The organism is uncultured Winogradskyella sp. (assembly GCF_947498345.1).
Classification (GTDB): domain Bacteria; phylum Bacteroidota; class Bacteroidia; order Flavobacteriales; family Flavobacteriaceae; genus Winogradskyella.
Genome location: NZ_CANMJY010000002.1, coordinates 68,057 through 82,305 on the forward strand (window position 1 = coordinate 68,057; position 14,249 = coordinate 82,305).

The 14,249-nt window shown below is 32.4% G+C and carries 8 protein-coding genes; 5 read left to right on the plus strand and 3 right to left on the minus strand.

Annotated features, from left to right (window positions below):
• Positions 1-64 precede the first annotated feature (64 nt).
• Positions 65-421: a hypothetical protein gene (locus Q0912_RS03455; protein WP_299112083.1), complete on the minus strand. Its 357-nt coding sequence runs from the start codon at positions 419-421 to the stop codon at positions 65-67.
• Between the two features lie 414 nt (positions 422-835).
• On the opposite strand from Q0912_RS03455, the gene Q0912_RS03460 reads away from it, so the two are divergent.
• Together Q0912_RS03460 and Q0912_RS03465 are read left to right on the plus strand one after the other, a co-directional pair.
• Entirely contained in the window at positions 836-1,843 is a 1,008-nt protein-coding gene (locus Q0912_RS03460) for an RHS repeat-associated core domain-containing protein (RefSeq protein ID WP_299112085.1), read from the plus strand.
• 1 nt (position 1,844) lies between these two features.
• Positions 1,845-2,591 carry a hypothetical protein gene (locus Q0912_RS03465; RefSeq protein WP_299112087.1) on the plus strand — a complete coding sequence of 249 codons (747 nt, stop codon included), beginning with the start codon at positions 1,845-1,847 and terminating at the stop codon, positions 2,589-2,591.
• Positions 2,592-2,664: 73 nt separating this feature from the next.
• On the opposite strand, the gene Q0912_RS03470 is transcribed toward Q0912_RS03465, so the two are convergent.
• Both Q0912_RS03470 and Q0912_RS03475 read right to left on the minus strand, forming a co-directional pair.
• On the minus strand, positions 2,665-3,135 hold the full coding sequence (locus Q0912_RS03470; protein WP_299112089.1) for a CPBP family intramembrane glutamic endopeptidase: 471 nt from the start codon (positions 3,133-3,135) through the stop codon (positions 2,665-2,667).
• Positions 3,136-3,598: 463 nt separating this feature from the next.
• Positions 3,599-4,777, minus strand: a complete 1,179-nt coding sequence (locus tag Q0912_RS03475; protein WP_299112091.1) for a hypothetical protein — start codon at positions 4,775-4,777, stop codon at positions 3,599-3,601.
• 831 nt (positions 4,778-5,608) lie between these two features.
• Between Q0912_RS03475 and Q0912_RS03480 the strand changes: the two genes are divergently transcribed.
• From Q0912_RS03480 to Q0912_RS03490, 3 genes are read left to right on the plus strand one after another with little or no spacing between them, the layout of a single operon-like run.
• Positions 5,609-6,742, plus strand: coding sequence for a T9SS type A sorting domain-containing protein (locus Q0912_RS03480; RefSeq protein ID WP_299112093.1), 1,134 nt, complete (start codon positions 5,609-5,611; stop codon positions 6,740-6,742).
• A gap of 12 nt (positions 6,743-6,754) precedes the next feature.
• On the plus strand, positions 6,755-13,348 hold the full coding sequence (locus Q0912_RS03485) for an RHS repeat-associated core domain-containing protein (RefSeq protein WP_299112096.1): 6,594 nt from the start codon (positions 6,755-6,757) through the stop codon (positions 13,346-13,348).
• Between the two features lie 6 nt (positions 13,349-13,354).
• Positions 13,355-14,092 (plus strand): hypothetical protein, encoded by a 738-nt coding sequence (locus Q0912_RS03490; protein WP_299112098.1) that lies wholly within the window; start codon positions 13,355-13,357, stop codon positions 14,090-14,092.
• Positions 14,093-14,249 lie beyond the last annotated feature (157 nt).

Sequence of the window (14,249 nt, forward strand, 5' to 3'; positions counted from 1 at the left end):
TTTCGTTTGATTTTTATAACTCTCATTTGGTTATTGACTTTACTGTGTTAAGTGAAAAGTTTAATTAAATAGAATGAACCACGGCATTGATATTGTGCCTATCTACTAGTCGTTCAGTAAACGCCTTATGTCCCTTGGGCGCCAATAAGTGTAGTTTGCCTTTTTTGATTGAAGCCATGAAACTTAGGACTTTCCACTTAATAACTAGTTTTCTAGGGTTTTCGTTTTTAAGTGCAACATCCGTATAATGTTTGGATCCCACATGTGTGGTAAATGAAAAATCAGCTTGAATAGTTTCTTTTGTTGATTTGCTTCTATATACCTTAGGGTCTTTATATCCATCAAGTATCGATTTTAATGATGTTGTGGATTTTTTTTCAACCCACTTAACTGCTTTTGTTAGATAATCTTTTTTATTCATCTTTTATTTTTTAATGTTTTTACGCCAAATACACCTCAAACCAAAATGGCAGAGAGAAGAAAGCATATTTAAATTTGGATTTGAGCTCTGATTGAGCACATTTAGAAGTCATAGACCAAAGGCCTAGAAAACTGTTTTGGAAATGGTTTGATATAAAATCATATAGTCAATATATTGATGTAATTGACAAATCCAAAAGATTAACAAGGTTTAACATATTTTATTAATTGTGTTGATTAATAATTTCCATAAATAGACAATAAGGCAAAAGCCTTAATAAGAGTTGGTTTTTTTCAAAAACTTTAGGTCAAAATACATCAAAACTGTATTTTTATTCAGTTAAAGATGTTCTTTGGAATAGGTGGTTGAGAAGTTAGGCTACTGCTTGAAAAAAGTGTAAAAGCCTCAAAAATCATGGGTAGTTACTATCCTTTTGGCTTAAAACATAAAGGGTATAATGACGTGGTCTCCGCTAATGTGAACTCCGTGGCGAGCAAGTTTAAGTATAATGGGAAGGAACTTAATGACGAGTTAGGACTAGATTGGTATGATTATGGGGCTAGGAATTATGATTCTAGTTTAGGTCGATGGATGAATTTGGATCCGTTAGCTGAGAATTACTATTATGATTCACCTTACATTTACACCACAAATAATCCCGTATTATTTATCGACCCTGATGGTAGGTATTGGAAACGTTCTGTTGGTGATGATGGAAAAGTTACTTATACTGCTCAAGAAGGTGATAGTGCATGGTCACTACATCAACAGTATGGTGAGTCAGATGGTATTTCTGCAGAACAAGCCAATTCATTAGTTGAAAGTCAAATAGCAAAAAATTATATTAGAGAATCCGATGGCATGCTGATGTCTAATGTTGAAATTGGTAATACAGTAGAAATTGGCGGTAATGACGATAGTGGGCCAGTTCCAGTAGACCCTAGTTTAGCAGGGAATCCTGATAGATTACCAGTTGGAGGTGGAATGACCATTTGGGGGGAAGGCGGTAATAATTCGCTGGGGGGTATGGATAGTTCTCAAAGTGGTTCAGGTGGTTCCATGGATGCTTTAGGTTCTCCTAAATCTAATAAAATTGTAAAGGCATTACAGCGAGTCGGTTTAATGACTAAACCTGATGAACAAATAAGAAGAGAAATGAGAGGGGGAGAAATGCCATCTATAAGTAGTGATGAACTTAATATGTCTCTTGATACATTATTTAGACCTACATGGAATACCAACTTAGGAACATTTTATGAAGATGCTACAGGTGGCAGACAATTAGACAGCACCATCAATGCAAGAGAGTCCTATTTCAATAGCAATAATATATCTGTTAATTCTTTTAGAGTCGATACTATGAATTCAAATACAATTAATACAGTACATAGGCGAGTCAAAAAGTTTAAAAGTAATAATTAGAATGAAAATTAATATTATTAAGTTTTTAATTTATAATGCAATTGTTATATGTTTTTTTTCATGTAATGAAAAATATACTGATGGATATTATTCTAACGGAAAATTAAAAATTAGAACATATTATAATGATAAAGAAGAGGACTCAGTAATTTCTTTTGATGTTAATGAGAAAGTGAAATGGATAAAAAAAATCTATAACAAGGATTCACTGTATTTATGGGATTATACAAATGGTTCTAAGGATAAAGAGGGCATTATGTACAAAAATAGTGCTTATGGTAAATGGAAATTTTATAAAGATGATGTTTTAAGTGTGGTTAGAGAGTATTTTTGGATAGATGGTCAAAGCTATTTTAATCAAGAGTGGCATTTTGATAAAGCTGGAGACACTGTTAAAGACAAGGGCAACTACTTTAAGTTAATAAGTAACAATCCTCTGAAAACAAATACAAACGAAGAAATTAGATTTTTCTTTGAAAGACCAACATCAAAATATTATGAAAATGAAATGATAGTTTTTTATGATATTGAGTTCCTGAATAAATCAGGTGAAGTCCAAACCGATAGTGGTGAAATTTTAGGTGTTAATAATGAAGTTATATATGAAGTTTCATTTGAAGATGAAGGAATATTTAAAATGAAAGGTTATGTTCTTGAAAAATATCGATTTATTAATGATAGTACATCTGAAAAAATTTCTAGAACACGAAAATTATATTTTGATGAATTGATTCATGTTTTAAATTAAATAATCTTTAATATAGATTTAATCAAGAAAACCCTTATTAAACAAATAAGGGTTTTTTATTTAGTAAAATATTTTAAGGCAAAATAAAAACAGATAAGTTCCAAGTAATGTGAAAAATGAAAGACGGCCCTATTGATTTAGATTGATTAAATAAGATTGCAGAAATTAATCCACCAAATACTACTAATAGAATTTGATATAAATCTGGCAGATGACCAAGAGAAAATAAAAGCGTAGCAAGCAAAATTGCTATCATTGAGCCATATTCATTTTTTAGGTTCTTTTGGATAAATTTTCTAAAAAACAGCTCTTCAGAAATGGGTATAATTATAATAATACCTATTAGACTTGATATATTCCTTTTAGAAAAGAGTTCAATAAGAGTAATATCTTGTAAATTACTATTTTTTGAGTATGTAAAGTCAAATATGTTCAGTAATTCATTTTGAAAATAGACATATATAAAGCCAAAAAAAAATGCGAGAAAATAATATTTTAAAGATGTTTTATTAATATAAATAGTACTTTTTTTATCTAAAAACAACAATAAGACTATTACTCCTAATAAATTAAATAAACTATTAAATAGGAAATGATATTTTTTATTGATAAAACTAAATTGGTTAATACTTGAAGGTGAGAGTAAGTAATTCAGTAATATAGTGTAGAGTTTATATAATATAGTAAAGAGTATTGCCTTTAGAACTGACATAATAATCATTCAAATTAATAATGGTAAAGTACAGAATTTTATACTACTAAGTAAAATAATTTATAGTATGTTTGGTAGTGTAGTGTTCCAAACGGGAGCTTTTGCAAATTAGCAAATATTATCTACTGATAATCAGTAACTTATAAATAAAGTAGGTTCTTTTTTTAAGAGCCTGTTCTTGTTCTTTGATATAACGAACGTTTCTTAAACCTTATAGAATAAGGGTTTTGTATATAGTGGTATTTCAAACGGCTCCTTATATTTATATATAAGAAAATGATTACAGATAAATAAATTAAGTTTTTATGATAATAGCTGGATTTAATAATTCTGTGACGCCTAGTATTGTAGGATAGCTATCACTATGCTGATATGCTATTTCACCTGCAAAGGCTTCGAGATATGTTTTAGTTGTTTTATTCGCAACAATATCATAAGGCGGATTTAATGATGTAGTTGGTATGAATTTTCCTTTAATCGGAATTGCGGAATTCTCAATCTGCAGATAATCCTTAGGCTTGAGTTGATTGGCAATCGCACCCAAAATAAGCGGAGAACCAACTGTCCACTCACTAAACAGGCCTAAATCCGTAAAATTCATACCGTCAATCCCAGGTTTACCACCTGATGGGTAGTCGTATATATTAAAAAGTGGAGAACTACTAGAACCATATATATTTGAAGCAGTGTAGAAATAAGGTGCTCCGTCCAAATCACATGCCACTCGATCCATATTTGTTCCCAGGGATTTATCCCAATTAGGTGGAGGAGTTAAACTAGAAAATACTTTGTCGGAATGATTTGCAAAAGCAGTATTTCCTGCACTAGGGGCTGCAAAACTGATGCTGCTTATATTTGAGTTACTAGAAGTATCCCATAAGCTTATAGTATCCTGTAAGTAAAGGGCTAAAGTACCGCAAAGCATACCTCCAAGACTATGCCCAGTAACACATAGATTAATTGCTCCAACTGATTTTGTATAGTTAGTGAGGCAATCAATAATGCCTATTTTAACCCCAGTAGTGTCTTCTCCTTTCATGTTTAATAAAATTTGTAAGCCCATACTAGCCCCTTCGGATATCATTGCACCCATTGGATAAAACATTTTCGCGGTTATAGGCCAAGGCATTTGTTGTAACACATCAAAATCTTCCATAAGCCAGTTTAACTGGGATACAAAATTTGTTCCTCTAATGGCAAGTGTAAATTGGGTTTTATCGTTATTATTTTGCACCATATACATCATATTGTCTTGATACATAGCCCCTGGTACGGTGTAAGTTATAGGTCCCCAAACAATTCCCCAAGAATCTGTACCACCTTTACCCGATATTGGTGGTATCTGTGGCATAGCCTTGTTGATATTAGTCTTAATTGTAGGCTCTGGATTAGGTGTAGTAATTTGCTCACCGATATAAGCCATATAAGCGAAGCTTAGCATGATCTCACGCTGTGATTGATTTAAGATACTCATTGTTCATTATTGTTTAGATTAAAAAACAATTAGAACTCAAGGGAATGATTACCTTAAAGATAGGTAATTGAAAATAAATTGATCTATTTAAGGCGGATTTGTTTTCAATTACCGTATCTATATGAGCCCTTAAATTCTAAGTTGTTGGGTGTTTCTCGTTTTCTTCGAGCCGATTGAATTCAGATAAAGGTATTGGCATTTTTAGTAAATTTTAATGTAAGAAAAAAGCCTCTTTTAAAGTGGTAATGACAATATAGCCAAGAGCCGTAATAAAAATGAGTAATATAAAAGAATTTAGTTGTAGAGTTTGTAGGTTTATTTAAGATAATCCTATTTTGGGTAATGATAATATAATCCTTATAAACGAAATTTGTGAGTGTGATGGTACTGGGTTTGGTAATGATGATTATACGATAGAATCAATACTTAAACGAAGAAATCATAGGTCTTTAAGTGGCTTAAGCTATTGTGAATAAAAGGATTAAAGAGGTGTTTGGTCAGTTGAAGCTCAAATTAAGAATATTTTGCCAACTATACCATGACTAAATTAATAATGTTCTAAATGTACTTTTGTAAATTAGTAGCTATTACTTTTTGATAATCAGAAATTTAAAAAACAAAACAGACACATATTTAAGCGTCTGTTTTAGTGATTTTATATTAAATAATCATTAAATTCAAATTTTCACTTTTTATTATTAAAAAAAATCTTACATTTATACTGTTCAAAATCCTTAATTGAACACATAGTTAATTAATTCTTGTTTGACGACAACTAAATTGAAATTTCCCCCAAAGGGTTAACTATATTAATCAATTTAACAATTAACTATGAACTTAAAACTATTATTTAGGTGCTACCTCTTATGCACCTTAGCATTATTAGGTGCAAACAATCTTGTTTCTCAAAACCTACTGGACACATCCTCATGGACTATAGGGAGTGGTTCAATTTCTGGATACTCTCAATATGGGCTTACAGAAGAAAACACAAGGGTATATAAACATAATCATGTTGGGGATGAAGTAATGGTATGGCAGGCTTCACCTAATAGTGGCGGTCAAACCAGCGGAGGTTTTACATCTCCTGCAGTAAATATAGACCATAATAAAATGTACCGTTTGTCCATCTGGATAAAGAAAGAAAACTCTAATGATGGTGTTACACAATTTAAACCAAACACATACTCTGGGGGTGCTCATCACACAACGTATTTAAATGGAGATGTTGTATCATGGCATCCATTTTGGTATGGCGACCTTCCAGAACTTAATAAGTGGTATTTGTTAGTCGGTTATGTGCATGCAAGTTCAGATAATTCAACCATTGATCTAGGTAAAATATATGATGGAGTAACAGGAGAAGCTGTAGTATCAATGCGAGACCATAAGTTTAAAAATTCAGCAACCATACTTCAAAACAGACCCACATTATGGAATAGCTTAACGACTTCCGATAGACAATATATGTACGCTCCAAGAATTGAGATCGTTGACGGAAGTGAATATTCTTTAGATCAATTATTAAGCATTAATCCAAATTCAAAACTTTTGTTTGCTTTTGATAATGCAGGAAACCAAAAACAACGCTTTTACTGTTCAGTACCCGGATGCTCTGTACCTAATCCTCCGGCAGGGAGAGCTGCCCCTCAAAAAGAAGAAGTTGCAGTAGCTGAAGAGGACATCACAAAAGGAGATGAAGACTTAGATCTAAATGCACAATTAACACTTTACCCTAATCCAACAAATGGCTTGGTGTCTGTAACCTTAAATTCTAATTCGGATGTAAAAATATCCAATACTATTAATGTGTATAATAATGTAGGAATACTAGTAAAAAAAGTACCAGGCAATACTAAAAATAAACAAGACATTGACTTTACTAATCTAGCTAGTGGTATGTATTTGGTACATATCCATTTAAGCAACGGTACAAGCATTACAAAACAAATCATCAAAAATTAAAGTCAGCCACCAATGAAAAAATTTTTATACATACTATCAATAAGTCTTTTTATTCTTGTTAATAAAGCAAATGCACAGCAAGATCAAACAGTAATTGAAGAAGATACATTCACATATAAAAGATTAGATGTTACCAATAAAGAAGATGGAACACTATCAATTAAAGGAGGCAAAGCAAGTCAAAAACCAAAGACTGAAGCCGCAATAGAAAGTAGAAACTCCAACTCAGGTATAGGGGAAACACCAGGTAATTTATCGGTATCATTAACTGGTGGCGCTAATTACGAAATACCTTTTGAAGTTCCTCCGGGAATAAACGGCATAGTTCCAGAGATTTCATTAGGATACAATAGTCAAGCAGGTAACGGTTTAGCGGGTTATGGCTGGAATTTAAGAGGGGTTTCGTCTATTACCAGAATACCTTCTTCTAAATTTCATGATGATGAAATGGATGCTGTAGATTTTGATAATCTAGATAGATTTGCCTTAGATGGCGAGCGTTTAGTTTTAAAAAGTGGAACTTATGGTGCTGATGGCGCCCAATATGAAACAGAAAGATATTCTAATCTAAAAATTACATCTCATGGAACTTCGTCATATGGGTCTTCTTATGGGCCTTCATATTTTACAGTAAAATACCCTGATGGTTCAACGGCTTATTATGGTAACAATTCAAATTCAACATCTCGCCTAAGTTATTCTATTTCTTATTGGCAAAATCCTCATGGGATTAGAATAAGTTACGAGTATATTGGCGGTGATAGCAAAGCTATATACAAAATAAAATACGGTAGCTTAGGAACTGCTACCCCAATAAATGAAATCCAGTTTAACTATGGCACCAGAAATAGACTAGAGCAATCTTATGTTAATGACATTTCTATTGTTAGATCTCGTATTCTTAAAAGTGTAGAGTCTTATAGTAATGGTGTTAGATATAGAAGATATGGCTTATCTCACGACAGTTCGGATAGAACAACATTAGAATACGAAAGATTATCGCGCGTAACTGAAGCTAGCGGTGATAATAGTGAATTTCACTCTTCAATTATTTTTTCTTATCCAGACTCCGATTCTTCAATAAGTTACAATGGTTTAACAACAGATTTAGGATTAAATAATATTGAACAAAGAAATGCTGAAGTTGTTCCATTAGATATGACAGGTAATGGTAAAATGGATTTTATAGCTTACCCTAAAAGTCCAAAGAATAAATTTTGGATGTTTTCCGATATTCAAAGTGGTGGTTATAATTATCCTTATGAAGTTAATACAGGCACTTTTGAAGCAATTTTTCCAACCAGACAATTAAACTATCAAAATAAAGTACTATCTGGACAAGGGCTAACTGTTGTTCAAAAATCTGGTAATCAGGTAAGATTTAAGGTGTACTCTAAAGCACCACCTTCAGCAGGAGGCATACCATTAGGTTATGATTATACAAAAATATGGAATGGACCAACCTACAGTTATGCATCTTCTCCAACCAGTTCTACGCAGCGGAGTATACCAATGGAATATTTATCTGGTGATTTTGATGGGGATGGTTTAACCGATGTATTAGCTATAGGAAAACCATATACAAGTAGAAGTTGTTATTATCATGGAGATTGCGACGACCCAGATCCTTGTCCTGATGATCAACTTATTTCTGTTGATGACCCTTGCCTTAACGTATTCCAAAGAAGTTCAGGACAATTAGAAGAAACGAAAGATATTGACAAAAACCACAATAAAAATCGTAAAATTACAGTCGATGAGAGCTTAGAAATAAGCAAACCTTTTGATGTAGAAACTTATAACAAAAATCTCACACCTGTAAATAACAATTGTCCTTATTCATGCTATTCTTACACATCTAATTATAAGAGCGCATATTTAATAAATCTAAGAAGAGATATTTCGTCTGGGTTCTCTAGTCATGCAGGGCACCTTCAATTGCATTTAAGCGGAAATTATGTTCTACGAACTGGAGACTTTAATGGCGATGGCAAAACAGATTTGCTACATATTATTAATGGAAAGCTATATGTTTACACATTAGATAGCAACAACAATTTAAGTCTACTTTGGCAATTAACGGATTCAGATATTACAACAACAGCTCCACCTATGATGGGGGATTTTAATGGTGATGGTAAAACGGATTTAATGGATCCTGAAGCTAATAATAGCAGTTTGTTTAACATGTATATTTCTACCGGAACAAGATTTGTTAAAGGATCTTATTCTCAGCCATTTACATATAGACAAACCAATTGGAATGGTAATAACGGTGTATTGTCTGGGTATAATTTAGTGCCTCTTGATGTAAATGGTGATGGTAAAACCGATATTATTGAATATAATACGGTTACCTATAATGACTCTCCTTTTCCTTGGATTCCTACACCAGATGGTACGCAAACCATAAAGATCTATAATAACCTTCGTATTAATAATTCGAGTTTAGTGACACGTATTCGTTTTGATTATGGTGGTACTGCTTCTAAAACAGGAAACCTAAAGCATTTTCCAATCCCCGTTTTTTTAACCTCAAGTCAGCCTAACAAAAACTTGGATTTTGCTTCTATAAGTAATAAATGGGTTACAAATTTTTCATTTACACATGACCATAGGGAAGACGTACTACTAAAATCGATAACAAACAACGGTGTAAAATATGAGATTGATTATAATAACCTAGATCCTTCACAATATAATAGTGAATTTTATACTCAGGTATACCAAGAAGAGCACGATCAGGTCTACCCTTATATAGATTTAAAGATTGCACCTAGTACAAAAGTTGTTTCGGCCTTTAGACGCTTTGGTTATTTAGATTCGGGTACTGTACTTTCAAAAAGAGTCTTTGCTTACAAAGGAGGTGTTTATAATGCAGAAGGTCTAGGTTTTTTAGGGTTTAGCGCCATTGCACAAAGTAATTGGCACACAGGGAACTCTGATAGAATTTTTACAGTTTCAAAGTATGATTCCAATCTAAGAGGTGCTATGGTTGAAAATTATTCCATGCGAAATTACTTCTCCTTTTACACACCAACATCAAATTATATTAGTAAAACAACAAATCAATATTCCTCATCCTTATCGAGCAATAAGGTATTTAAACTTTGGATGGACTCTAGTTTTAATCAAAATGATTTGCAAGGTACTTACACAAATACTACATACCAATATGATATATATAATAACCCAACAACGATTTCTGCTACCTATATGGGTGGGAGTAAAACTCAAAATATAACCTATTCGAATAATACGAGTTTTCTTTATCATGTAGGTAGACCTATTAATACTACTATTACCACAACTATAGGTAGTGAAACGTTTTCAACCGAACAGCAATTCATTTATGCAGGGTATCTGTTGGCCGAAAGAAAGATTAAGGGGAACGGGACACCGTTTAATGTGGTTACTTATCAGTATGATGGGGCAGGTAATATCATTAGAGAAACTACCACTCCTAATGGTGAATCACCACGTGAAATAGAATTTGAATATGACCCTTCTCGTCGTTTTATTGTTAAATCAACCAATGTAGAAGATTTAGAAACAACGTATCAATATGATGTCAATACTGGGAATTTAACTAAAGAAATAAGTCCTTTTAATCAAGAAACTACTTATGAATATGATCCCTGGAACATAATGGTTAAAACAACAGATTACTTAGGCAAGGTAAACACTACAGATTATACTGAAGTTAATAATGCTTACACTGTAACTAACTCTGCTGATGACGGTAGCGAAATGGTTATAGAATATGACCAATTACAAAGGGTTTCTGTGATCAAAGAAAAAAATGTTCTTGGTGCTTGGATAAATAAGAAGTATGAATACGATGCTCTAAATCGTTTAATTAAAGAAAGTGAACCCTATTCTGGAAATTCTCCATCACAGTGGAACGAAGTTACCTATGATGGTTATAGTAGGCCAATATCTCAAACATTGTACACAGGACGGGTTATAAATATTAGTTATAACAACTTAACGACAACAGTAGATGACAGTGTTAAAACAGTAACATCGGTAAGGAATCAATTTGGAAACATAGCATCAGTTACTGATCCTGGCGGAACAATTAATTACACGTATTATGGTAACGGAAATTTAAAAACATCTAATTATAATGGAGTAGTCATTTCTACAGAACAAGATGGTTGGGGTCGTAAAACAAAGTTAATAGACCCTTCTGCCGGAAGCTATGAATATGAGTATAACGGGTTTGGTGAATTACTTAACGAGACAACTCCAAAAGGTTCAACAGATTATGTGTATTCTACCACAGGCAGGTTAATAAGCAAAAGTATTTCTGGGGATAATACGCCAAATACCACTATTAATTATTCTTACAACCCAACACATAAGTATATAGACGCTATTTCACTTTCTAGTGCAGATGGTAACAATAGCACATATACCTATGCTTATGATAGTTATATTAGATTGACCAGTTTTACAGAATCTAACTCTTACGCTGAATTTACTAAGCAATTAACCTATGATGACTTTGGCAGAGTAGATACTGAAGAGTATTATGGCAAATTATTATCAAATGGTAAAACAAGTACTAAAAAGGTAAAGAATGTATACCAAAATGGGGTGTTAAAAACTATAAAAGATTTTAACACCAATAATAATATTTGGAATGCCACAGGTGTTAATAGTCGTGGTCAGCTTACTTCTGCTTCAATTGGAAATAATGTAATAAATAGCAGATCATACGATTCGTATGGCTATCTAACCAATACCCTTATCGCTAAAAACACAGGAACGTCTTCTCAGATTTTAATGCAATTAGATACAGATTTCGATGCAGAAAGAGGTACATTAAACAGTAGATCTAATAGTATGTTCTCTTGGTCTGAAACCTTTGAGTATGACAATTTAGACAGACTCATAAGTTTTGATGATAATAATGGGGATAACCATATGACCTATGATGATTATGGAAGAATTACTTTTAACAATACCGTTGGTGATTACAATTATTCAGGTACATCTTATCAGGTAGCTAATATAGATCTCAACAATCAGGGAGATATATATTATCAGCAGAACCGACTGGAGCAGGTTAAATACAATGCTTTTAAAAAACCTTTTGAACTTAGTGAAATTGGTAAAGAAAAAATAGGCTTTCAGTATAATGCTTTTATGGGACGCTCTCATATGTTTTATGGTGATGAAGAAACTAATATACTAGATCGTAATAATCGCAAGCACTACTCCCATGATAGTAGCATGGAGATAAGTTATGACGAAGATGAAGATAAAACCTTATTTGTAACTTATATAGGTGGAGATGCTTATAGTGCTCCTGCTATTTGGAGGTCTGAGTCAACATCTTCAATAAATGAGAGCGATTATTACTATTTACATCGAGATTATTTAGGCAGTATATTGTTAATTACTGACGGTAATGGTAACGCAAAAGAAAAACGTCATTTTGATGCCTGGGGTAAAACCGTAAAAATTGAAGATGGTAGCGGTAATACATTAGATAAATTAACCTTTTTAGATCGAGGTTATACTGGGCATGAACATCTGCAAGGAGTTAACCTTATTCATATGAATGGGCGTTTATATGACCCTAACCTTAAGCGTTTCTTATCTCCTGATAATTTTATACAAAACCCGTTTAATACTCAAAACTATAATCGCTATGGTTATGTACTTAATAACCCATTAAAGTATGTTGACCCTAGTGGCGAAACATATAATGATACAGAAACAGGTGGTTTATCTGGAGGAGAACAAGTAGGTCTAGGTGCCCTTATAGCAAGTGCGGGGGCATGGATTGCTAATAATTGGAGTGGTATAGATAAGTGGACAACTAAAAATATCTTTAGACCTATACAAAAATTCTTTAAAGGTATAGGTAAGCTTCAACCCGGAAGGTGGATTAAAGGGTGGTTTAAGAAACGTAGCAAGCCTCCTGTAGAATATAGCAACTATCAAGGTTTATCTAGCGACCCACTTGCAGGAACTTCTATGGTTACGTCAGTAGAATCCTTTAATGCTGGTGGAGCCAATAATGGAGACTTAGGTGTTGTAAAAGAACTGACAGAAATTGAAAGGATGGTGAAAAAAGCAGGGTATAGTCACACTTATAGAGGACCAATAAGTTTTAATAAAAACACAATTAATGATTTGATTAATAAAATCCCTGAATTAAAGCATATGTATGAGTTTCATGGTGAACTAACAAAGGATGATATTTATGTAAGTGACACTGAAGGTAATTTATATCGCCATCCTCATCATTATATAAATATTAATCCAGATTCTGCATTTCAGGGCTGGGTAGATTTGGTTGATACATTATTCCATGAATCATTACATGCATTTCAGTATAGATCAGGTTATGTTGATGAGCTAAAAAGTTTATTTAATATTAAAAAGCCTTTTGTTAAATTTACAATTGTTGACGATATACTTGAGGTTCAGGCATACAATTATGCCTGGGGTCTTGGTGGCCCAAAAGACCCTAAAGGAGTTAAGAGATATAATAGGCATGTCGGCAACATAAGAGATTACATAAGTAATAGTAATAATGCTTCTCAAATAAGGTATCTAAGAGAAATATTAAATTCACTAAATCAATAAAATTTTATGAAATATTCTGTGTTAATAGCTATAATTTTTATTTTATCATGTAGTGATAAAAAAGAATTAGAACTAACGTTTTTGAATGACTCATTGGTGTCTTATGTTCCTAAAGATACTATTCATAATAGAATAACTATTGGGCGTCAACATTATAAAAAAATATCTAATAATATTATTACATTCAAGATTCATAATAAAAGTAAGGATACTTATTTGTTAATTTTTGATAACAAATATGGTAATTGTTACCCAGATAGTTTTAGGGCAATAGGGTTTCAAAATTTAATTTTTTCAGATAAGGATGGAAATTCACCGATTTACTCTAATACCACTGCCACTGCTGAAGAGTTACATTATAATTTTTTAGATTATCAAGATAGTGTACAGAAGACTTATTACGATAATATAGGCTATGATAATAAGTTGGATTCTTGGAAGAAAAAAAGTGCCAAAATTTCAAAATCAATTATAACAATACACCCTGACGAATCTGTTTATTTTGAAACATATACATCTTTACCTCAAAAAAAAGATGACTTAATAGGGGATTATAGTGGTGTAAGTTTTGATACGGCCAAAAAGTTTGAGGCAAAACTAAGGTTCACCTTTCTTGGTTATGATGATGTTAAAGATTTTCTAACAGAAATAAAAAAGAAAGAAATTAAAGAAAATGGTTATAAGGTATATAATGGGACATTGGAATCTACTAATTCTGTTCCTGTAAATTTTATTAAAAAATGAAGGTGACACTGTAAATCAAAGCTTTTGTAAAATAAAAAATCAATACTTATTTAATCAATAATTTAAAAAGCTGAACAGGCTCTTATTTTAAGAGTCTGTTCTTGTTCTAGAAAATAATAAATAGAAAATTAAAGCGAGCTGAGCTATAAATATAATT

Coding starts and splice junctions, on each gene's coding strand:
- Q0912_RS03455 (WP_299112083.1), bottom strand. CDS start 421: ATGAATAAAAAAGATTATCTAACAAAAGCAGTTAAGTGGGTTGAAAAA.
- Q0912_RS03460 (WP_299112085.1), top strand. CDS start 836: ATGGGTAGTTACTATCCTTTTGGCTTAAAACATAAAGGGTATAATGAC.
- Q0912_RS03465 (WP_299112087.1), top strand. CDS start 1,845: ATGAAAATTAATATTATTAAGTTTTTAATTTATAATGCAATTGTTATA.
- Q0912_RS03475 (WP_299112091.1), bottom strand. CDS start 4,777: ATGAGTATCTTAAATCAATCACAGCGTGAGATCATGCTAAGCTTCGCT.
- Q0912_RS03480 (WP_299112093.1), top strand. CDS start 5,609: ATGAACTTAAAACTATTATTTAGGTGCTACCTCTTATGCACCTTAGCA.
- Q0912_RS03485 (WP_299112096.1), top strand. CDS start 6,755: ATGAAAAAATTTTTATACATACTATCAATAAGTCTTTTTATTCTTGTT.
- Q0912_RS03490 (WP_299112098.1), top strand. CDS start 13,355: ATGAAATATTCTGTGTTAATAGCTATAATTTTTATTTTATCATGTAGT.